16 protein-coding genes and 2 pseudogenes are annotated in these 21,902 nt (G+C 42.5%); 2 read left to right on the top strand and 16 right to left on the bottom strand.

Annotated elements, in window-relative coordinates:
• Positions 1–215: 215 nt before the first annotated feature.
• The 11 genes and pseudogenes from R0K30_RS18125 to R0K30_RS18175 all read right to left on the bottom strand — a co-directional run bounded on the left by R0K30_RS18125 (position 216) and on the right by R0K30_RS18175 (position 13,769).
• The gene (locus tag R0K30_RS18125; RefSeq protein WP_249705399.1) at positions 216–866 is read right to left on the bottom strand and encodes a response regulator; all 651 of its coding nucleotides are present in this window, start codon (positions 864–866) and stop codon (positions 216–218) included.
• Positions 863–2,007 (bottom strand): annotated as a pseudogene (locus R0K30_RS18130) (GAF domain-containing sensor histidine kinase). Before R0K30_RS18130 ends, R0K30_RS18125 begins: the two are co-directional and overlap by 4 nt.
• Before the next feature lie 156 nt (positions 2,008–2,163).
• A complete protein-coding gene (locus R0K30_RS18135; protein WP_410612118.1) occupies positions 2,164–3,909 on the bottom strand; it encodes a phospho-sugar mutase in 1,746 nt (581 codons plus the stop codon).
• 143 nt (positions 3,910–4,052) lie between these two features.
• The gene (gene glpD, locus R0K30_RS18140; RefSeq protein ID WP_099728211.1) at positions 4,053–5,714 is read right to left on the bottom strand and encodes a glycerol-3-phosphate dehydrogenase; all 1,662 of its coding nucleotides are present in this window, start codon (positions 5,712–5,714) and stop codon (positions 4,053–4,055) included.
• A 139-nt stretch (positions 5,715–5,853) separates the two neighbouring features.
• Positions 5,854–7,350 carry a glycerol kinase GlpK gene (gene glpK, locus R0K30_RS18145; protein WP_099728212.1) on the bottom strand — a complete coding sequence of 499 codons (1,497 nt, stop codon included), beginning with the start codon at positions 7,348–7,350 and terminating at the stop codon, positions 5,854–5,856.
• 15 nt (positions 7,351–7,365) lie between these two features.
• Positions 7,366–8,181, bottom strand: coding sequence for an MIP/aquaporin family protein (locus R0K30_RS18150; RefSeq protein ID WP_099728213.1), 816 nt, complete (start codon positions 8,179–8,181; stop codon positions 7,366–7,368).
• Between the two features lie 215 nt (positions 8,182–8,396).
• On the bottom strand, positions 8,397–8,954 hold the full coding sequence (locus R0K30_RS18155; protein WP_099728214.1) for a glycerol-3-phosphate responsive antiterminator: 558 nt from the start codon (positions 8,952–8,954) through the stop codon (positions 8,397–8,399).
• A 179-nt stretch (positions 8,955–9,133) separates the two neighbouring features.
• On the bottom strand, positions 9,134–10,474 hold the full coding sequence (locus R0K30_RS18160) for an aspartate aminotransferase family protein (protein WP_249705458.1): 1,341 nt from the start codon (positions 10,472–10,474) through the stop codon (positions 9,134–9,136).
• Positions 10,475–10,726: 252 nt separating this feature from the next.
• Positions 10,727–12,319, bottom strand: a complete 1,593-nt coding sequence (locus tag R0K30_RS18165) for a PucR family transcriptional regulator (protein WP_410612122.1) — start codon at positions 12,317–12,319, stop codon at positions 10,727–10,729.
• A gap of 28 nt (positions 12,320–12,347) precedes the next feature.
• Positions 12,348–13,265 carry an AEC family transporter gene (locus tag R0K30_RS18170; protein WP_410612124.1) on the bottom strand — a complete coding sequence of 306 codons (918 nt, stop codon included), beginning with the start codon at positions 13,263–13,265 and terminating at the stop codon, positions 12,348–12,350.
• Between the two features lie 88 nt (positions 13,266–13,353).
• A pseudogene (locus tag R0K30_RS18175) lies at positions 13,354–13,769 on the bottom strand (VOC family protein).
• 167 nt (positions 13,770–13,936) lie between these two features.
• On the opposite strand from R0K30_RS18175, the gene R0K30_RS18180 reads away from it, so the two are divergent.
• Complete coding sequence (locus R0K30_RS18180) at positions 13,937–14,353, top strand: hypothetical protein (protein ID WP_410612126.1); 417 nt, start codon at positions 13,937–13,939, stop codon at positions 14,351–14,353.
• 45 nt (positions 14,354–14,398) lie between these two features.
• On the opposite strand, the gene R0K30_RS18185 is transcribed toward R0K30_RS18180, so the two are convergent.
• The 3 genes from R0K30_RS18185 to R0K30_RS18195 all read right to left on the bottom strand — a co-directional run bounded on the left by R0K30_RS18185 (position 14,399) and on the right by R0K30_RS18195 (position 17,278).
• Positions 14,399–15,937 carry a GNAT family N-acetyltransferase gene (locus R0K30_RS18185; RefSeq protein WP_410612128.1) on the bottom strand — a complete coding sequence of 513 codons (1,539 nt, stop codon included), beginning with the start codon at positions 15,935–15,937 and terminating at the stop codon, positions 14,399–14,401.
• Positions 15,938–15,952: 15 nt separating this feature from the next.
• A complete protein-coding gene (locus R0K30_RS18190) occupies positions 15,953–16,618 on the bottom strand; it encodes an HAD family hydrolase (protein ID WP_230030989.1) in 666 nt (221 codons plus the stop codon).
• 309 nt (positions 16,619–16,927) lie between these two features.
• Positions 16,928–17,278: a DUF5365 family protein gene (locus R0K30_RS18195; RefSeq protein ID WP_410612131.1), complete on the bottom strand. Its 351-nt coding sequence runs from the start codon at positions 17,276–17,278 to the stop codon at positions 16,928–16,930.
• A 109-nt stretch (positions 17,279–17,387) separates the two neighbouring features.
• On the opposite strand from R0K30_RS18195, the gene R0K30_RS18200 reads away from it, so the two are divergent.
• Complete coding sequence (locus tag R0K30_RS18200) at positions 17,388–18,296, top strand: RluA family pseudouridine synthase (RefSeq protein WP_410612133.1); 909 nt, start codon at positions 17,388–17,390, stop codon at positions 18,294–18,296.
• Between the two features lie 41 nt (positions 18,297–18,337).
• Here R0K30_RS18200 and R0K30_RS18205 read toward each other — a convergent pair whose 3' ends face one another.
• Both R0K30_RS18205 and R0K30_RS18210 read right to left on the bottom strand, forming a co-directional pair.
• Positions 18,338–18,904 (bottom strand): class D sortase, encoded by a 567-nt coding sequence (locus R0K30_RS18205; RefSeq protein WP_410612135.1) that lies wholly within the window; start codon positions 18,902–18,904, stop codon positions 18,338–18,340.
• A gap of 52 nt (positions 18,905–18,956) precedes the next feature.
• Entirely contained in the window at positions 18,957–21,863 is a 2,907-nt protein-coding gene (locus R0K30_RS18210) for a 5'-nucleotidase C-terminal domain-containing protein (protein ID WP_410612137.1), read from the bottom strand.
• Positions 21,864–21,902: the final 39 nt, after the last annotated feature.

Consider the following 21,902-nt stretch of genomic DNA (forward strand, 5'->3'; position numbering starts at 1 on the left):
TACATTTCATTCTTCATACATACGTTAAAAATAAAAAAGATTGTAGAAAAACATGAGTTTCTCTACAATCTGAGGCTGATTTTCAGCCTTTTTACATACGTTTAGCAGTGCCAAGTGATTGGAAACTTAAAGGGGCTTTCATCCATGTCTCTTTGTGAAAATAACAGCGCATCCTCCTCATTTGGCATCGTGACTGCATGTTTACATTTTTTCTGTCAAAGCAGCTCTTTTGACTGATTTTTTTGATAATCCACTGCATAAAGAGCCGCTTGGGTTCGATCTGCCAGCTCTAGCTTTGATAATAAATGAGATACGTGCGTTTTGACAGTTTTTTCAGAAATAAACAGCGCTGAGGCGATTTCTTTGTTGCTTTTACCCTTTGCAATTTCAAATAAGACATCTCGTTCTCTATTGGTCAGCTCGTTCATTTGTGCCCATTTCTGCTCTTTTGGTTCTGTCAGATGCTGCACAAGGAAAGTCGTGATATGACCATCTAATTGATAGGTGCCATTTTGTACTTCAATCATTGTCGTGAGCAGTTTTTCTGGCGCTACATCCTTGAGCTGATAGGCTTTCGCCCCTGCTTGAATGGCTGGTATGACATAATCTTTATCTGCATAGCTTGTCAAGATCACAATGCGCGTATCGGGCATTTCCAGTGTCATTTGTTTCGTTGCCTCAATGCCATTCATAACGGGCATAGAGAGGTCCATTAAGACAATGTCAGGCTGCGTTTGTCTGACAACTTCAAGCGCCTCTTCTCCATTGGATGCCTCACCAACGATGTCCACATCAGGCTGTGTTTGCAAGAAAAACACCAGCCCTTTTCTCACAATATGATGATCATCTGCAATGACTACTCTCATGACGAACCCTTCCTTTCTTGAGAAAATGGCACTTTCACATGAATCGTGGTTCCTTTACCTAGCTCAGAATCAATACAAAATGTACCACCTGTTCTTCGGATGCGTTCAGCCATCCCTTTCAGCCCCAGTGAAGGAAGGCTCATTTGCTCGTCATACTGAAATCCTTTTCCGCGGTCGATGATTTCCATCTCAAACGTGTCTGCCGATTGCTCGAGTTTGACCTCGACTTCTTCTACTCCCGCGTGTTTTGACAATTATTCAGCGCTTCTTGACATACGCGAAATAAAGTTTCATGCCGCGAATGATCCATCTCCATACAGCCTGATAAAGATAATGTACAGTTTAATCCTAAGAGCTGTGCGTACTCTTCAATCGCCGTCGTAAACCCTTTTTCAAGTCCTCTTGGTCTTAGCTGCCAAATGAGCGACCGCATTTCAATGAGGGCATCTTGTGACAAATGCTGAATAAAATCAATCATTTCCCCTAGATTCTGATCGCTTGTCATTTGACGGGCAGCCTTTGCAGTCAGACTCACTGAAAACAGCATTTGATTGACAGAATCATGTAAATCCTGCGCAAGCCGGTTTCTTTCTTCCAGAAGTGCATGCTGCTGTTCGTTTTGTACAAGCTTCATTCGCTGAATGGCAGTGCCAATTTGAAGCGCAATGCTTTCAAGCAAATTCAGCTCTTCTTGCGTAAATGTGACTTTTCCTTTTGCCGCCACATTTAATAAGCCGAATGTGCGCTTACACGCTTTGAGCGGAACTGTCGCATGATGTGTAATGCCTTCTGTATCCCCAAGCTTTTGCTCGATGGCCGTTTCAATCCGTTTACAGTTGATAATATTGGTGGCTGATTGCAGTGATCCCTTTGTGTATCGATTGATGCAATAACAGTCGTTTTGACACATCAATTGCTTTTGGTGCTTTGCAAGTGCTTCAGGTAAAGATACCTCTGCCATCAGTTCATACGAGCCGTCTTCCTCTATAAAATAAATCCATGCTGTCTGAAAGCCTGTCACATCCATAAGCATATGGAGCACTTCATGAAGCGTGTCTTTCATTTCCAAGCCTTCATTTAACTTTTCAGCAATTTCTTTTAACGTTTTTAATGTTTTAACCTTCTCTTTGTATTCTCCCATGCTGTTTACCCCCGGCATTTGCTGCCTCCTCTTATCATTATGTTGATTATACCACGAGCACCCTTTTGTCTCTTTCTCAAAAAGGATGATTTCTTCTCATACTTTTGGCTGAGAAAAAAGCCATCATGCATTCACACGATGGCTTTGTTTCTTTCTTTATTTAGCTGTTTCTTCAACAATATCATAAACGACTTTCATCACTTCTTCTGATAGATGCTTCAGTTTTTCTTCGCTATCTGTTAAAGATGAGCCTTTAACTGCAATATAAAATTTCACTTTAGGTTCGGTACCCGAAGGTCTTAAGCAGAACCATGAGCCATCCTCAAGGAAATATTTCAGCACGTTTGATGCCGGCAGGTGAATTGTTTCTTCTTTCTTTTCTGTCACGAGATGTCTTTGACTTGATTGGTAATCCTCAATGACAGTGATTCGCTGACCTGCGATGGCGGCTGGCGGATTTGTTCTAAAGGTATGAAGGATCGCTGAAATTTGCTCTGCTCCTTCTTTTCCTTTTAAGGTTAATGACTTTAATCCTTCCCGGTAAAATCCAAACTCCTTGAAAATATCGACAAGAGCGTCGTACAATGACTTGCCTTGTTTTTTATAAAAAGCAGCGACTTCAACGGCTAACAGCGCTGCTTGCACCGCATCTTTATCTCTGGCAAAATCACCGATCAAATAGCCATAGCTCTCTTCATAACCGAATTGAAACGTGTATTCTCCACTTTCTTCAAATTGCTTGATTTTTTCTCCAATAAATTTAAAGCCAGTAAGTGTGTCAATGGTGTCCGCACCAAATGCTGATGCGACAGCACGCCCAAGCTCACTTGTAACTATTGTTTTCATCACAACTGGACGAGGCGGCAGCTGACCTAGCTTTTGTTTTTCGGACAATAAATAATGAAGCAGCAGCGCTCCTGTTTGGTTCCCTGTTAAGACTGTAAATTCTCCCTCATGATCTCTGACGGCAATGCCTAACCTATCTGCATCAGGATCTGTTGCAATGAGGATATCGGCATTCTGCTTTTCACCAAGTTTCATGGCATATTCAAACGCTGCATGCTCCTCTGGATTTGGCGATGTCACCGTTGAAAATTGCGGATCTGGTTTTTCCTGTTCAGACACAACGGTCACATGCTGATAGCCAAGAGCCTGAAGCCCATTTCGGACAGGTTGATTGGCTGTACCATGAAGCGGGGTAAACACCACTTTGACATCGACTTCATCTGCAAGCTCAGGATGCACACTGATGGTTTTTAATTTTTCAATATAAGCACGATCAATTTCTTCTCCAATCATATGGATGAGCCCATTTTGTTTCAACGTTTCTTCTGACTCTACTGAAATCGCCAGTTCATTTTCAATTGCATCTACTTCTTTAATGACTTGATCTGCTTCAAATGGAGGCAGCTGGCCGCCATCTTCTCCATATACTTTATAGCCATTATATTCTGGTGGATTGTGACTTGCTGTCACGACGATACCAGCAAATGCTTTCAGCTCCCGAACAGCAAAGGAAAGTTCTGGTGTCGGACGCAGTTCGTCAAATACGTACGTTTGAATGCCTTGTGAAGCAAGCGTTTTGGCTGCTTCCATCGCGAATTCAGGAGATTTATGGCGTGAATCATATGCAATGGCGACGCCTCTTCTTTTTGCATCCTCTCCATGTTTCGCAATATACGCAGCAAGACCCGCTGATGCTTTACGAACGGTGTAGACATTCATTCGGTTCGTTCCTGCACCAATTTCTCCGCGCATTCCTCCAGTTCCGAACTCAAGGTTTTTATAGAAGCAGTCTTCAAGAGCTTGATGATCATCTCGATGCGCCTCTAGCCATTCCCTTAGTTCAGTATCCAGGTGCTTCTCATTGATCCATCGCTCATAATTCGTATTCCAACTCATGATCGTCCTCCCAGTTCTTTTCATCAATAAAATAATATCTACTGTTATTTTATATGGAATCAACCTTTATGTCATGCTATATCATTGGCAGATGGAAAAATGATGAACAAATAAAAAAAGCCGATACACGATCGGCTTTTCTCTTATTCGGCATCAAGCGGTACGACTGCTTCATGGAATAGTTGATCTAATTCTGTTTGATGTTTTTGTTTTGTCGCTTCATCCCAGCCAAATCGATCTGCCATATAGTCAACGACAGGCTGTGCATATTTTTTTGCCCAGTTGATATTAAATAATAGGCTTCCTGTTCTTCTTAAGAAGAAATCGACAGGTGTAACGGCTAGTTCTTCTTCGATTGCATAGACAAGCTCTGCCAGTACGTACGCTGGAATGTTTCGTTTGTCTGCTTCGCCTTGAAGCTCCTCCACACGCTGGAAGAGACTGCTGACGTTTGAGCCATATTTTTCAGCTAGTTTTTGAGCAATCGGTTCTGTTAAACCAACGGATGCTCCTTCTGCCGTTTTCGCTTGAACAAAGGATGCCATATTTTTAGAACCGCCTACATGCCCACCTGAAATTGGCATATGTTTGGTTTTACATGATCCATAATCTTTTCCAGTTTCTTCTTTCAGTCCATCACGTACAAGATTCACAATGTGCTCAGCCATTTTACGGTAGCCTGTTAATTTACCACCAGCGATGGTGATTAAGCCTGAAGATGATGTCCATACCTCATCCTTACGAGAAATTTCTGAAGGGTCTTTTCCTTCTTCATGAATGAGCGGACGAAGACCGGCCCAGTTGGATTCAACATCTTTTTCCGTAATGTTGAGATCTGGGAACATGTACTGAATCGCTTGGATGACATAATCACGATCTGCTTTTGTCATACGCGGATGTTCCAGCTGTTTTTTGTATACCGTATCTGTTGTTCCAACGTACGTTTTGCCTTCTCTCGGAATCGCAAAGACCATGCGTTTGTCAGGCGTGTCGAAATAGATCGCTTGTTTTAACGGGAAAACCGATTGGTCGAATACTAAGTGAATTCCTTTTGTATGCTGTAAGTGCTTCCCTTCTTTTGAATGGTCCTTGTCTCTTAGCTGATCTACCCATGGACCTGTCGCATTGACAATCTTCTTCGCATACACATCATATGTTTTCTCCGTCATGACATCTTCAATGACAACGCCGACAACTTTTCCTTTATCATAGATAAATTCTTTTACTTTCGCATAGTTGACAGCTTCTGCACCAAATTTCACTGCCTCTTTCATGACTTCAATTGTGAGGCGTGCATCATCTGTACGGTATTCAACATAGTAGCCGCCGCCTTTTAAGCCGTCCTTTTTCACAAGCGGTTCTTTGGCAAGTGTTTCTTTCGCACTGAGCATGCTTCTGCGTTCGTTATGCTTTACTCCAGCTAAAAAGTCATACACTCTTAGACCAATTGATGTTGAAAACTTACCAAATGTACCGCCTTTATGCATCGGAAGAAGCATCCATTCTGGTGTTGTCACATGCGGACCATTTTCATATACAATGGCACGTTCTTTACCGACCTCTGCCACCATCTTCACTTCAAATTGCTTTAAATAACGAAGCCCACCGTGCACAAGTTTCGTTGAGCGGCTAGACGTACCTGCTGCGAAATCCTGCATTTCCGCAAGACCGACACGCATCCCGCGTGAAGCCGCATCAAGTGCTGTACCGGCGCCTGTAATACCCCCACCAATGATAAACACATCATATGGTTTTTTTGTCATTTCCTGCAGCATTTGTTCTCTTTCTAAGCTAGAAAAAGTCATCTCTTGTTCCTCCCATGTTGTACGGTAAAGAAAAAGAGACCGCAAACACCCAAAGCGTATTTCTACACTTCGGTGCCTGCGGTCTCTCCAGTTCTCCAACCGTTCTATTAACTTACTTGAAGTATACCATACTTTTTGTTTATTTGAAAGCTTGAGCTGCTTTTACAGCCTTTTTCCACCCGCTGTATAACGAGTCACGGCTGTCCTCTTCCATCTTAGGGTCAAAGCGCTTTTCAAGGTTCCATTGTTTTGCAATGTCTGAACGGTCGTTCCAGAAGCCAACTGCTATTCCCGCAAGATAGGCCGCACCGAGTGCCGTCGTTTCATTAATTTCTGGACGTTCTACTGGTACATCCAGCAAATCACTTTGGAAGCCCATTAAGAAATCATTCTTCACAGCCCCGCCATCGACACGCAATGTTTTTAATGAGATGTTTGAATCCTTTTCCATCGCATCTAAAACATCTTTCGTTTGATAAGCAAGTGATTCCAACGTTGCACGGACAAAGTGCTCTTTAGAAGTACCGCGTGTTAAACCGAATACAGCGCCTCTGACATCACTATCCCAGTAAGGTGTGCCTAGACCAACGAATGCTGGAACGACATATACGCCATCTGTTGACTCGACACGCTTTGCGTAAGCTTCGCTGTCTTTCGAGTCTTTAAACATTCTCAGTCCATCACGCAGCCACTGAATCGCTGAGCCGGCAACGAAAATACTTCCTTCTAAAGCATATTCAACTTTACCATCAATGCCCCATGCAATCGTCGTTAATAAACCATGATCCGACTTAATGGCTTTTTCCCCTGTATTCATCAACATGAAACATCCTGTACCATATGTGTTCTTCGCCATTCCTGCTTCAAAGCAAGCCTGACCGAATAAAGCAGACTGCTGATCTCCCGCCGCTCCTGCAATCGGGATATTTTTACCGAAGAAGTGATAGTCCGTCGTTTCACCATAAATGTGTGAAGATGGTTTGACCTCTGGAAGCATAGAAGCAGGTATGTCTAGGATATCAAGTAATTCTTCGTCCCATTTCAAATCGTAAATGTTGAACATCAACGTTCTTGACGCATTAGAATAATCTGTGACGTGTGATTTACCGCCTGTCATTTTCCAAATGAGCCATGTATCGATTGTGCCAAACAATAAGTCGCCATTTTCTGCTTTCTCACGGGCACCTTCTACATTGTCCAAAATCCATTTCACTTTTGTGCCTGAGAAATAAGCATCGATGAGAAGACCTGTTTTATTTCTAAATGTCTCATTGTGTCCTTGGGCTTTTAACTCTTCACAAATGCCAGACGTTTGTCTAGACTGCCAAACAATTGCATTATAAACTGGTGCGCCTGTATGTTTATCCCAAACAACAGCTGTTTCACGCTGGTTCGTAATTCCGATACCCGCAATTTGATCTGCTTCAATGCCAGATTCAATTAAAGCGGTTGAAATAACAGATAGAACAGAGCTCCAAATTTCGTTTGCATTATGTTCTACCCAGCCAGGGTTCGGAAAATATTGATTAAATTCTTTCTGTGATGTATGTGCAATTTTACCTTCTTGATCAAATAAGATCGCTCTTGAGCTTGTTGTCCCTTGATCTAATGCGAGAATATATTTTTCTTTTGCCATGGTGTTTTCCTCCCCTTACATACTTTCATTTACAGCATTTGTTTGGTTTTTCGTAGAGACATAGAGTCCTAACAATACCACAACTAAAATAACGCTTACAATCCAAAAGGCTGGAGTGACGTTCGCTTTAAAGGCAGCATTGTAGAAAACACCGCCAAATGCACCGCCTAAAATGGGACCAACAACAGGAACCCAAGCATATTTCCAATTCGATGGACCTTTACCTGGAATCGGCAGAATCGCATGGGCAATTCTTGGACCTAAATCACGTGCAGGGTTGATTGCATAACCAGTTGTTCCACCTAAAGAAAGACCAATTGCTACAATTAAGAAACCAACAATCAGCGGATTCACTCCGTCTGCAAATTTATTTGCACCAATCGCTAAGATTCCTAGAACCAATACAAATGTACCGATGACTTCACTGAGTACGTTTGCAAAGGTATGCGGAATCGCAGGACCAGTTGAGAATACACCTAGTTTTGCACCTGGATCGTCTGTTGCTTTCCAGTGTGGTAAGTAATGTAAAAAGACAATAATAGCTCCGAGTAATGCGCCAAGCATTTGACCGACAATATACATTGGAACATCAGCCCAAAGAAAACTTCCTTCTAGAGCAAGACCAATTGTCAGCGCCGGGTTTAAATGTGCCCCGCTAATTCCTCCAGTTGCATAGGCTGCAATGGCTACTGCAAATCCCCAACCGAAAGCGATTACAATCCAGCCGGACTGATAGGCGAGCGATTTCTTTAGATTTACGGCCGCACACACACCGCCTCCAAAAATAATGAGCAGCATTGTACCTACGACTTCACCCCAAAATGGTGTCATGAAAAATTCCTCCTCTGGTTCAGTTGCCATCCCCTATGAATGTGTAGAAAAGATAAAGAAAAAAGATCCACAACAAACATACTTTACATCAGGGTCATTTGTCACCTAGTAAAGCGCTGTTGTGGATCTCCGTTTCTCCATCACATGATATTAACTTAGTGCTATAGTATCAGAGGATGAAAACGTTGTCAATCAATTTTCACATTTTATCTTTTTCACTTTTGGAATGCTTTCCAAAGGTCTGTGTTCGATGTCGTCACAGCTGTTGCTCCTGCTTCAAGCGCTCTTTCCACATCTTCTTTTGTTCGGATAAATCCCCCTGCAAATATTGGTATTCCCGTTCTTTCGCGCACTTCTGTAATTAAATCTGGCACGACACCCGGCAATACTTCTATAAAATCCGGACGATGTTTCCCGACAAACTCCATGCTTTTTTCCATCGCACTTGTATCAAGTAAAAACATTCGCTGAATCGCATATACCTTTTTTTGCTTAGCTTTTACTATGACAGAAGACCTAGTAGAAATAATTCCTGCCGGCTTCATTTCCTGACAAATAAATTCCGTTCCATATTCATCATGTTTGATCCCGTGAATGAGATCGACATGGACAAACATTTTTTTGTGATGGGCATTCGCCTCATTCATGATGCCCTTAAGCCTGCCTAAGTGAACATCAAGTAAGACTCCATATGTAAATGGACTTTTTAAAAATTCCTCAAATTGCTTCATATTACGAACAGCAGGTAAAATGGGTTGATCATGAAAACTCATATGCCGTCTCCTTCTAAAGTGTATTGGTTCAGCCTTCTCCTTACAGTAATAGAATCTCTTCTTTTTTTCAATACACCTAGTGTGCCCGATTGCAGGTTTCACCTAGCAACTTGATGAAGATATCTTATTTGTCGAATGAATAGATCCCGCACATAGAAAAAAGCAGAGAAGTCTCTCTGCTATAGCTGTGCCATGCTTTCTTTTAAGGTGTTGATGATAAATGCCGCGTCTTCGTCTGTAATATTTAGTGGTGGTGCAAGCTGGGCAACGTTATTATAGCCAGCGGCCGTATCACCATTTTTCCCAATGATTAAACCGCGTTTTTTACATTCTGCAATCAATTGACCGACAACACTAGGATCAGCTGGCTTTTTTGACTGTTGATCCTGCACAAGCTCAACCCCAAACAGCAAGCCTTTTCCTCTGACATCACCGACAAATGGATGTTCTTTTAACCCTTGCAAACGTTCGAGCATGTCTCGACCAAGTGTGTCAGAACGTTCCACTAATTGCTCATTTTCTATGATATTTAGGTTGGCAACTGCAACCGCACAGGAAGCAGGGTGACCGCCAAATGTATTGACATGACGCAGCCGGTCATACGTATCTTCTCCTGTATAGGCTTCATAGATTTCCCGTTTGACGCATGTGGCAGAAAGCGGTAAATAGCCGCTTGTGATCCCTTTTGCCATCGTAATGATATCTGGCTTCACTTCCTCATGCATAAAACCAAACCGCTTTCCTGTTCGGCCAAAGCCGCATATCACTTCATCCACGATGAGGAGCGCTCCATGAGCTTCACAGATGTCTTTGACCTTTTTCAAATACCCTTTTGGCGGCATTAGGATACCGCCTCCCGTAATAATCGGCTCCATGATGACCCCAGCAATGGTCTCACTTAATTCCCACGTCATCGCTTGATCAATCGCAGCAGCACTTGCCAAATTCTCTTGATCCTCTGGATGCCGATACAGATCAGGAGGCGCGACGTGGATGAAGCCCTGCCCTAATGGTTCATATTTATATTTACGCTGCGCTTGACCCGTTGCAGCAAGAGCTGCTGCTGTATTGCCGTGATACGATCGATATCGGGAGATGAATTTTGTTCGTGTACTTTCTCCCTTTTGCGCATGATATTGTTTTGCAATCTTAAATGCGGTTTCATTGGCTTCAGAACCGCTGTTGGAAAAGAAGATGACATAGTCACCCCCAAGCCATTCACTTAGCTTCTCAGCCAGCTGAATAGCTGGTACATGGCTTTGTGTAAGCGGATAGTAAGGCATCGTATTTAATTGCTTATACGCCGCTTCTGCAAGCTCTTTTCGGCCATATCCGGCATTTACACACCAAAGGCCTGACATCCCGTCTAAATATCGATTCCCATAAATATCTGTCACCCATGCGCCTTCTGCCTCGTGAATGACCATGCTTTCATTTTCTTTGTTTGTCCCTTTCATATGATGCCAGATCAACTGATCATCTTTTGCCTGAAGATTTTGAGCTTGCTCATGTATTTTCATCATCCCACGCCCCCATGTATCCGTTTTCATCATTAAAGAAGCTTAGACCAGTACAGTACATTGCCTCTTCATTCATTATATGGATGAAAAGTGAGGCATATGAAACTGAAACAAGGCCGCCTCTAAGAGAGACCAATTGTTACTTTCATTATAAAAAAGGGGCCGGGCAGATTACATTAGACAGATCGTCAACTGATTGAAAAGAACCATAAGACATTCTACTTGCTGCATTCGTAAATCTAACAAATCTCATTAACGGCGATTCCCTTGCAAAAATTCATAAGCAAGAATCGCAAATTCAAGCGCCTGGCGTTTCGGTGCTTGCATCATATCCTCTCCAAGCAAAGCATGCAATTTATCCAATCTATGATAAAGTGTCTGCCTGACAATATAGAGCTGGCTTGCTGTTTCTTTTTTAGATCCGTTCGTCTGCAAAAAGATATTCAGCGTTTGATAGAGCCTCCCGTTATTTTGCTTATCATATAAAATCACCGGCTCTAAATACTCCTTTACCATGCATTCTAATAGACCGCTTTCCTTCATAACAGGCATGAGACGGAGCAGATGTAAATCTTGATAAAACGGGCTTTCCACTCGGTGCGGCATTACTTTTTTTAAATGGAGCACTTCTTTCGCTGCTTGAAAGCTTTTTCTCATATGCAAAAACTGTTCACAATATTGACCGATGCCAAAATTGATTACGGTTCCGCGAGGCTGCTCACGATCATATAATTGCCTCATTTCATTTGCTGCCTTCTCTACTCGCTCCTTCCAGTCCTCTACCTTTCTCGTGTTCAATAAAATAAACAAGGTTTGTCCTTGATGCTCATAAGCGATCAGATGGAAACCGGCACGCTGAAAGATGGAACGGCAAGATACGAGAAAGTAAAGATTTCCTGCAATTTCTTCGATTTGATGATGTTTTTGAAAGAGCATGACTACACAGCCGGTTGGTTTTTTCAGTCCTTCCGTTTCTTCAAGATGCTCTAAAATGTCTCTTTCTGTATGCTCTTCTTGGAACCATTTTTGCAGCCATTCATTCTCTTTTGTCTTCTTCAGTTCTTCAGTATAAAGCTCTCTTAAGGTTTGCTGGGCAAGGGCATTCGCTCCCTTATCCATCACGAGCAGTTCAAATTCTGAGAGTGTGTTCGATTGATGAATGAGCACAAGATCTGCAAATGTCTGTTTGAGTGCGAGGACTTGTTTTTGAGTCACTTCGTATCCTTTTGGCAAGGAAGCATACTGCAAATAATTCATGACAATCTCTTCAGTTTGTTTGGAAGAATCACATAAAATAATCGGCTCGCCTTGAACGGGTATGAGTAAAAGAATTCCTCTTAAGTGCTGATACACTTGATCTAAAATATCCATCTGCGGATGAGGGGTCAGTAAAAGCTCATTCAGCTTTGATGATAGTGCTTCTAAGTCGGCCATCATTTGATACTGGCGCTCGATCATCATCGTATGAAGATGCTGCGTGATGTTGACGAATTTCACTTCTTTTGTAAACAGAATAAGTGGAAAATCTCTTTCTTCTGCATAGGCCATCAGTTCTTCCGGCACATCGAAGCGCAGCGGAACAAATTCAATACACAAGCCGGCTGCACCTGAGTCAATCAGCTGCCTTAAAAACTCTTTAAACACATCCAATTGATCATGGAAACCTGCGGCCGTTGTTAATATAAGCTCGCCTCCATTTAACAAATCCTCTACAGCAGGCACTTCTAACACATGTATCCATTTGACCTGCCGAAACAGTCCCTTTTCCCCAGCTAATACTTTCGCATGCGTAAAATACTTCGTTTTCAACACATCACTCACTTGAAAATGAACATCTGTATTCATTCATATGTCCCCCTTTGTTTGCCGTCCCCTATCCCAGAGGGTGCATGGATAAAATCCATAATAAAACAGGTAAAGTGACGATACTTAAGATTGTACTGAGAAACGTTGTGCTTGAGACAAACTCAGGCTTCGTTCGAAATTGTACAGCCATCAGCGTTGTATTCGCTGCTGTCGGCATGGCTGCAACTAAGACCATAATTTGTTTCACCAAATCATCTACCGGTAAAATGAGCGTAAAGCCGAATGCGATCAGTGGTGAGATAAACAGCTTCAACAGCACAGCATAGGAAATATTTCGATACTCCACTTGTTTAAAAGAAATCACTGCCAGCTGCATGCCTAAAATGAGCATAATCGTCGGTATGGCCGCATCCCCAACAAGCTGAACACCCGTCATAAGCTCTTTAGGTAATGAAAGGTCAATCAGCTGAAATAATAGACCGATGAGTGCCCCATAAGCAATCGGCATCCGCAGCACTTTTTTCAAAACGACCCTTAGATTTCCCGCATCCTCTCCGCCCTTGGCTGCATAATACATGCCGATTGTACTCATGACAAGCTGCTGAAGAACCATTAAAACGATTGCTATATCTAAGCCAGCTGCTCCGAAAACAAGCAGGACAACGGGCGTACCGTAATTCCCATTATTCATAAATGCTGACGACAGAATCATGGCACAATACGTTTCATTCGAATAACCATAAATCCGAGATAAAATGAAGACACATAAAACAAGTGAAAGGCAAAGCCCTACGACAAAAATGGACAGGTACACATAGTCCATCGATACTTTGTTTTGATAAAAGGTTTCAAACGTAAGAAATGGTGACATTAAATATAAAGACATTGATGAGAGCGTATGTATGTCAAAACCAATTGCCTTCTGCCCGATATACCCTATGAGGAAAATGCCGAGCACTGGCATTAAGACAAGTAAAAACTCCATGCTGCACCTACTTTTCTCTAGATGAATTCCTTATTCCTTTTGCTTCCTCATTATCATACCACTGATAAACAATAAAAAAGAAGCACCCTTATGAAAGGCCGCTTCTCTCCTCATCCATATAGAACACTTCCCACAAATGACCATCAAGATCCTGAAAGCTCCATCCATACATGAAATCATGATCCTGCTTTTCATTAAACGGCGAACCGCCTGCTGCAATCGCTTGCTCTACCAGCTCATCAACCTCTTCTCTTGAATCGACCCGCATCGAGATAATCACCTCAGATGCCTGCTTTGCATCGACCAATTGTTTCTCTGAAATGGATTGAAAATGCTTAAGGGATAACAGCATGACGGTGATCGTGTCGTCAATGACCAAGCAAGCGGCCTGATCATTCGTAAACTGCTGTTGGAAGTCAAAGCCCAGCTGCTCAAAAAAACCCTTGATTCCTTCACATGCTTTACCGGCAAGTTGATATACAAATGTTTCGATTGTCGTCCCATATTCCTCTCCTTTTTGAACCGATGATCTCCATTCCAGTATATTCGTCTTTTGCTTCGGCATCCCTTTGTCACATGAAAAAATAAGCGTCAAGACCCATTACCTTATTTTAACAAAAATGTATAATAAATCTGAAACACAATACTAAATGAACTAGGAGGTTTTCATTATGAAAACAATCGCAAAATCTTTGATGCTCTCCACTACTGTCCTTTTATTCGCTTCACCATTGACACAGCCAGCTGATGCTGCATCTATTCAAACTAAGCAGGTCACAACAGAGAGTGATTTTCAGCTTCCTTCAATCACAGACACAATTAAACAAAACATTGAACAATCTTTTCAAAAACAAGAAAAATGGTTACAAAAATTAGAATTGATTGCAGGACAAGAAAAGCGTGAACAATTTGAACAGTTTTTCAATCAACATGTAGGACCTGATTTAAAAAGTCTTTTAGAAGAACCGGCTCTTACATGGAAGCAGGTAGATAAAACGATTTATCAATCTCTGATCAAATCAGGTGTTCCATTTTTAGCTGCCAAAAGCTTTGCTCACATTGCTACATCAGCATTAAAGAAAATGTAAACATAACAACAAGCGCCTCGCATCATAACGGGGCGCTTCTTTTCATTATTTCTTATATTCAATATGATACACATCTCTTCTACGGTCTTTCAGCTGACGTACCGTTCCATCTTGCCGCTGTCTTCTCAAAATTTCTAAATCAACATCACCAACGACAACCATTTCAATATTTGGATTACATTCTCCTACAATCCCATCTCTTGCAAATTCAAAGTCAGAAGGGGCAAAAATAGCAGATTGTGCATATTGGACATCCATATTTTCGGTTTGCGGAAGATTTCCGACAGTTCCAGAGATGACTGTATAAATCTGATTTTCAACCGCTCTAGCCTGTGCACAGTAACGCACCCGTAAATAGCCTTGGCGGTCTTCGGTACAGAACGGAGTGAAAATAATTTTTGCTCCTTTGTCAGCAGCAATCCGAGCAAGCTCAGGAAATTCAATATCGTAGCAAATTTGGATCGCAATTTTGCCGCAGTCAGTATCAAATACACGGACTTGATCACCGCTTGAAATTCCCCACCATTTTCTTTCATTTGGTGTGATGTGGAGCTTATATTGTTTTTCAATCGTTCCATCACGTCTAAATAAATACGCAATATTGTAGATTTTCCCTTCCTCTTCAACGAAGTGGGACCCACCGATAATGTTAATGTTGTACTTCACAGAGAGATCTGTAAATAAATTAATGTAGTCCTCGGTATATTCCGTGATCCGTTGTACCGCAAGACTTGGTGATCGTTCTTCTAAATAAGACATGAGCTGTGTCGTGAAAATTTCTGGGAAAACGGCAAAGTCAGCCGACGCATCTGATGCGACATCAACGTAATACTCCACCTGATTCATAAATTCTTCAAAGGAATGAATTTGTTTCATCGCATATTGAATCACACAAATTCGAACCGGGAAGGCCGATTTATAATATCTTTTCGATTGCGGACGATAATCGACATTGTTCCATTCCATTAACGTCGCATATGTGCTAGACGCTTTATCATCCGGCAAGTAATTCGGATTGATCCGCATGAGACTAAATTCATTTAACAGCTGAAAAGATAAAACTGGATCATAAATTTGGTGGAGCATCACCTGCTCCACATATTGGCGAGGCGTCATTTCCTGTTGATATTTATGATAATTCGGGATACGTCCGCCAATGATGATGCTTTTTAAATTTAATCTTCTCGCTAAATCTTTTCTAGCTTCATACAAACGATGACCAATTTTCATGCGGCGGTACTCAGTACTAACCATCACTTCGATTCCATACATGTTCATTCCATCTGGATTATGATTCGTGATGTACCCATCATCTGTAATGTCCTGCCAAGTGTGCCGATCATCGTATTCATCAAAGTTAATTAATAAACTTGAACAAGAGCCAATGATTTCTCCCTCAAATTCCGCACAAAACTGTCCTTCCGGAAAATGCTCGAGATGACTTTCAAGATGCTCTCGTTTCCAAGGATCCATACCCGGAAAGCATACCTCTTGCAGCGCAATGATTCGGTCAATATCTTCTTCCCTGATATTACGGATCACCATTCTTTTTTCAAAACGCGTTAAATCTAGTTTTTCTGCCATGACGTCTTTGCCCCCTTACTGGTCCTCTTTTTCAAGCTGATGGAATAGCTGGAGCAATTCGATTTCAGCCATGGATTCTAATCTGACATCATATTCTTCAAATTGCAGCGTGCTCGTCACTTGGTTTGGCACGATGACACATTTCATGCCTGCTCGTTTGGCAGCAACTGAGCCATTCACAGAATCCTCAAATGCCACGCAATCTTTCGGCTCTACACCTAAGCAGCTTGCGGTTTGCAAATAAAGTTCTGGATTTGGTTTGACTTCTTCCACATCATCAGACGTGCGGATACATTCAAAGTAATCGAAAAGACCAATTTGCTTCAGGTGATCAGACACCCATTTATAATCTGAGCTGGAGGCAAGTCCAATCTTAATCCCTAGCTCCTTAGCTGCTTCTAAATAAGCTTCTACGCCTGGTCTTGCTGATTCGTCCTTCATTCTCTTTTGAAAACGGGAACGCCGGTCCGCTGTGAGAGCCTCATGATCTAGCGTCTTTCCTAACTGCTCTTCCAAATATTCAAATGGCTTAAAGCCTGCCTGCGTCCCAATGACATTACCCCATACAGAAAGAGGCAGCTCCGATTCATGCTCCGCAAACATTTCCTGTAAAACTTCATATTCATGTGTTTCTGTATCTAAAATTAATCCGTCAAAATCAAATATAATCGCCTTTACCAACGAGGCCACTCCTTTTTTTACGAAAGTCTGAAACATGATACTCACTGCTATCATATCGTGAATAAAATTGACTTTCAAAGATGAATGTCTGCTAAAATGATTATGTATAAAAGGAGCCTGCATCGTTTTGTCAGGCTCCTATCATGTTCGATACATTCTGCAAGAGGTCCAAGCGCTCCGATTCGTGGAGAAATAAGCAATGTTGAAAAAGAGCGGGTTTGGTATTACAGATTTTGAAGGTTTCTCCGTTCCCTTAAAAATAGTATGTGCGACCACCTTGTAAGTTAACAAGGAAGTTCACACCAACTTTTACGCATTTTGAAGGTGGCGGCTCACAAAATCGTCTAAGTCAAACGGAAAAGAAAAGCCGCACGCATTGACCTGCTCACGGTTCCGCTCGAATAACTCGCGATCTTGTTTTGTTACATGACGTTTAGGTTTTAAAATAATGGTATGTAATAGCTGAAGACCCGATAAAATACGAAAAGCATCATCCATCGTCCCGTTATAAACCCCATCAATGAATGTAAGCGGGCGCTGTTTTTGATACGCTTCCTGCTGCTCTTCATTGACAACATGGGATAAAAGATCTTCAACATCCTTTGATATTTCTTCAATTGCCTGCTCCTGCAGGTCTGTAGCAGCTTTCATTAATCTCACGTGACATCTACCTCTCTGTCGTTATTTCTCCATTCAGAATAGCACAGAAAAAAAGGCGTTCGCTAAGGTAAGTGTTTCCTATATATACCCAAAGAGAGGAATCGATATCATGTCAATAAAAGGACACACGCTCTCACTAAAAGTAGGTGAGCAGCAGCATGGCGCTTCATTGAGTCATTTTTTAAAAACAGAAGTGTCTGCTTCTAAACCGATCATCCATTTTTGGATGGAGCATCATAAAATACGTTTAAACCAGAAGCCTGCCCTTCACGCAGCAAAAGTCAGTACAGGTGACCAGATCATCATCGATTTATTTGAAACGGAAGAAAGTGATGTCACGCCAGAATATGGTGAATTAGAGGTGCTCTTTGAGGACGAGCATTTATTGATTGTGCAAAAGCCAGCTGGTCGACCGACGCACCCGAATGAAAAAGGACAAATGGGCACACTGGCCAACCTTGTCGCCTTCCACTTTCAAGCAAATGGGGAAGAGAAGCGGGTGAGACATATACACAGGCTTGATCAAGACACAAGCGGCACCGTCATTTTTGCAAAGCACAGGCTAGCACATGCTGTCCTTGATCAAATGCTTTCTAAAAAAAAGATTAACAGAACATACATCGCCATCGCAGAAGGACTGTTCAAGAAAAAGAAAGGCACCGTCAATGCGGCAATCGGCCGTGACAAGCACCATGCAGTCAGACGGAGAATCTCTCCTACTGGACAAAGTGCTGTGACTCATTTTCAGGTCATTGAAAACAATAAACACCTACAAATGACAGCCGTCAAGCTTCAATTGGAGACGGGAAGGACGCATCAAATTCGTGTCCATCTTAGCAGCCTCGGGCACCCTTTAGCTGGAGATACATTATACGGCGGTATACGTGATCGGATAAAAAGATGTGCCCTTCACGCCAAAAAAATAGACATGAAACACCCATTTACAGGTGAGCATCTCACCATAGAGGCGCCGCTTCCACCTGATATGGCAGAGCTAATGGACAAGATCATCCATTAAACGAACAAGAGCCTGCATATGAACAGCAGGCTCTTGTTCCATTATGCAGATGCTCTTTTTGCATAAATAATGTACCGCTCTGGTGCATTGCCGACAAAATGGAATGGATAGCATGTAGTTAACACCAGCTCTTCTTTTTCATTCTGCAAGGTGATAATGGATGTATCATGCTGATTCACAATTTTCGTATGCGTGATTTCATAAACAAACTCACCATACGGCACAGTGATTTTCAGCTGATCCCCAATGTCCAGCTCCCCTGTCCGGCGAAACACCGTATCCCGGTGACCTGACAGAACGATTTGTCCATTCTGATCAGGGTAATAACTGCCTTTATAATGCCCTACTCCTTTGGCAAGGTCGTCCGCATCTGTCCCCTCGACAATGGGAAGATCTGCTTTTAATTTCGGAATCGTCAAGATGCCAGCAGCTTTCCCCATTTGAGGAGCAAACTGCTTCTTTGACATCCCTTGATCGACCGCTACGGCCTTCTTCGCTTCTTCTAATGATTGTGCTGTGTGAAGATGAGTAGAGGCGATTTGCCAAATTCCCCAGCCAAGCAGGACAATACCTGCTGTCATCACAGTAAGTGCCAGCCACTTTTTCATGCTTAAGCTCCTTTGTTTGATGAACCATTACATTTTATTTAGATGATACCCTTCAGCTTGCTGCTGCCTTTTCTTCTTGTTTTGCTTTTTGAATGCGTCCCTCTTTTTGATACACAATGGAAGCACCCTCAAAGCTCTTCACAAAGGCAACGGTTGCTTCTAAATCTTCTGGGCCCGTTTCAGCGTTTTTCCCTAGCCGGCCTATCGGCGCATACTTACTTCCAGTTGCGGTTGCCATGAAGTTATTCACCGTGAGTGTATACGTTTGATCGAAAGCAACGGCTGAACCATCTGGCAGCTTCAAGTCGACTACTTGATATGTTAACGGATCATAGGAATATGAAAAACCCGAAATGCTATAATCTGGCCCAAATTGAGGAGATATTTGTGCTTCAATGATCTCAACCAAGTCCTTCCCCTTAATCTCCAGCTTGACTAAAACATTGCCAAATGGCTGAATATTAAAGAGATCTCCCCAAGTAATCGGCCCTTTTTCGAGGTTTTGCCTGATGCCACCGCCATTCATCATGGCAAAGTCACTTTTCATTGAATATCTCATGCCATCCGCAATGAGGTTACCGAGCGGTGTATCTCCATCATTTGAATACCCGCCTTCCATTTTTACGCCTGCTTCTCCAACAACCTCACTAATGATTGGCTCAACTTCTTTTCCGTAATGAGCTAAAATAGCGGCTGCTTCCTTGTCTTTTTCAATACTAGATTGGTCTACATACTGGATATTGGCACTCTTTTTCACAATGTCCTTCGTTTTCCGGTCAAGTGTGACACTCACTTCGCCAATGGCTTTCCCATATTCAAAGGCTTGAACGATTAGTTTCCCATTGACTTCTCCATTGACCACTTCGTGATTATGTCCTGCAAAAATGACATCAATTTCATCATCACCTTCTTTGGCAAGCTTCGCACTCTCCCCAGTAATGGTATCGCCATTTTGAGAGGCTGTCATATGAGCCAGCACTGCAATGGCTTTGACCCCTTTTTGCTTTAGTTCCGTCGTTGCTTCATTGACGGCTTTCACTTCATCTGTAAACTGAATGTCTTTAATCCCTTCTGGCATCACCATTCCTGCGGCTGACTTCGTCACAACACCGATAAATGCCACAGGAATTCCTTCGACATCTATGATTTCATAGGCAGGTAAAAGCGGTTTGCCAGTATCCTTGTATTCACAGTTCGCACAAACGAGCGGAAAGTTCTGGCCATCATACCCCTTTGTGCCTTTAGGGTGATCTCCGCCATTTAAGATACGCAATAGCTCGTCTACGCCTTCATCAAATTCATGATTGCCGACCGTGCCAACATCAAAGCCAATGTTCTCCATGAGTTCAACTGTTGGTTCATCTTGCAGCAGAGAAGATACCGGAGAGCTTCCACCAATCATATCCCCTGCATGGACCGTAATTGTATTTTTGTGTGCTGCTTGTTTTTGTTTCATATATGCCGCCACATAATCCATTCGTCCGTACATTTCTTTACTGCCATCACCTTTTATATCCAGCTCGTATTCTTGATCGATTTTACCATGTAAATCATTTATGCTTAAAATCGTTAATGGTACTTCGCTGGATTCCTCTGCCGGCTGATATCCAGCCTGCTCTGCTTCCTCTTTTGAAGCAAAAAAGACACGTTTATCTACGTCTACGTCTTTCCAGTTTTCAGGGGATACATAGGTTTTCGCAGATGAATCACCGACATAACGTGCGAGTCCTTTTTTCTGCTCGCGTGCTCTAAATTCAAACGGCTGTTCCAGCAGAGGATCCGCTTCGTTCCAAATACCCAGCCCTTTTTCCTTCGCTTCTTTAACTGCTTGTTGGAACGTATGATAGTCTTTTTCACCTCCAACTGGCCAGATGAAATAAGTGGGAGCATATCCTTTTTTCACAAGCTCTAAATTCGTATTGACCCCTTTTTTGGTTTTCACTTGAGCTAGCAGACGTCCGTAGCCATCCTTCTCTTCAGGGCCAATTTTTAACGTGACTTTATCACCGCTTGAAAGAAGCGTCTTTAAATAGTCAGTCGCTTGCTGTCCAAAGCGCAGTTGATTTTGATCTAATTCATTTTTTGGCTTATGATAGGTTTCAGGCGTGTCCATATTCACAAAGCGCACCTTGGTTGTACCTAGCACAGGCTTTTTTAAATGAATGGTATCTCCATCCACCACACGGTCAACCGTTGCCTGATATTCTTTCTTGATTTTCGGCGGCTTTGGCTGGCGTTTCAGCAGTTTGACATCATCCTTGTGTCTTGGAAGCATCTGCAGCGTATCGTACCTGCTTAAAACCCCTGTAAACTCATACCATTTCCCTGTCTTCACCTGATCAATGGCACCTGTATCAGCCATCACTCTAAGGATAGTACTGTGATATTTTTTATCTATGATGACCACATTATATCCACCGCCAGCAGGCTGATCCGGCTTTGATTCCACGTAGCCTTTTACCTTCACGAGTCTTCCTTCATATTTACCTGCCTGATCCGTTTCCAGTTGTTGAATGGAGACTCGTTTCGGCGCTGGCAATGTTTGATTCACAGCATCTACCTTCAGGCGGTTTTGAACTGGCACAATTTCGATCAGCCCTTTATAAGACGCAACCTTGCCAGTCACCGTCACCTTCATGCCGGCTTTCAGTTCCGGGAAACTTTTAGGCTGCGCTGAATAAATATTGATTCCAGCTGTTTTGTCTTGAATATATGTTGATAGTTTCCCATTGCCTATAGCGGATTGATCTGCTGTCACAATTCCGCTCACCGTAACCGTCTCTCCTATCAGCTGACGGGCTTTCTTGATATTCATTGGCTTCATTTGTTTCCACACAGTTTCCTTCTTCTCAGATGCCCCTGCCTGCTCTGCTGCCATCATGCCAGGCAGTAAGGATTGCAGACTAAAGATCACCAAAACCAAACAACAGATCATTCGAATTGATAGAATACGTTTCATTAGATCTCTCCCCTTTGAACTTCATCTCTCATAGTGTAC

Source organism: Bacillus sp. SIMBA_154, from assembly GCF_046536015.1.
Taxonomy (GTDB): Bacteria; Bacillota; Bacilli; order Bacillales; family Bacillaceae; genus Bacillus; species Bacillus pumilus_P.

Bases quoted from the DNA above. Each gene is read 5' to 3' on its own strand.
- R0K30_RS18125 (WP_249705399.1), bottom strand. From the start codon at position 866: ATGAGAGTAGTCATTGCAGATGATCATCATATTGTGAGAAAAGGGCTG.
- R0K30_RS18135 (WP_410612118.1), bottom strand. From the start codon at position 3,909: ATGAGTTGGAATACGAATTATGAGCGATGGATCAATGAGAAGCACCTG.
- glpD (WP_099728211.1), bottom strand. From the start codon at position 5,714: ATGACTTTTTCTAGCTTAGAAAGAGAACAAATGCTGCAGGAAATGACA.
- glpK (WP_099728212.1), bottom strand. From the start codon at position 7,350: ATGGCAAAAGAAAAATATATTCTCGCATTAGATCAAGGGACAACAAGC.
- R0K30_RS18150 (WP_099728213.1), bottom strand. From the start codon at position 8,181: ATGACACCATTTTGGGGTGAAGTCGTAGGTACAATGCTGCTCATTATT.
- R0K30_RS18155 (WP_099728214.1), bottom strand. From the start codon at position 8,954: ATGAGTTTTCATGATCAACCCATTTTACCTGCTGTTCGTAATATGAAG.
- R0K30_RS18160 (WP_249705458.1), bottom strand. From the start codon at position 10,474: ATGAAAATACATGAGCAAGCTCAAAATCTTCAGGCAAAAGATGATCAG.
- R0K30_RS18165 (WP_410612122.1), bottom strand. From the start codon at position 12,319: ATGAATACAGATGTTCATTTTCAAGTGAGTGATGTGTTGAAAACGAAG.
- R0K30_RS18170 (WP_410612124.1), bottom strand. From the start codon at position 13,265: ATGGAGTTTTTACTTGTCTTAATGCCAGTGCTCGGCATTTTCCTCATA.
- R0K30_RS18180 (WP_410612126.1), top strand. From the start codon at position 13,937: ATGAAAACAATCGCAAAATCTTTGATGCTCTCCACTACTGTCCTTTTA.
- R0K30_RS18185 (WP_410612128.1), bottom strand. From the start codon at position 15,937: ATGGCAGAAAAACTAGATTTAACGCGTTTTGAAAAAAGAATGGTGATC.
- R0K30_RS18200 (WP_410612133.1), top strand. From the start codon at position 17,388: ATGTCAATAAAAGGACACACGCTCTCACTAAAAGTAGGTGAGCAGCAG.
- R0K30_RS18205 (WP_410612135.1), bottom strand. From the start codon at position 18,904: ATGAAAAAGTGGCTGGCACTTACTGTGATGACAGCAGGTATTGTCCTG.
- R0K30_RS18210 (WP_410612137.1), bottom strand. From the start codon at position 21,863: ATGAAACGTATTCTATCAATTCGAATGATCTGTTGTTTGGTTTTGGTG.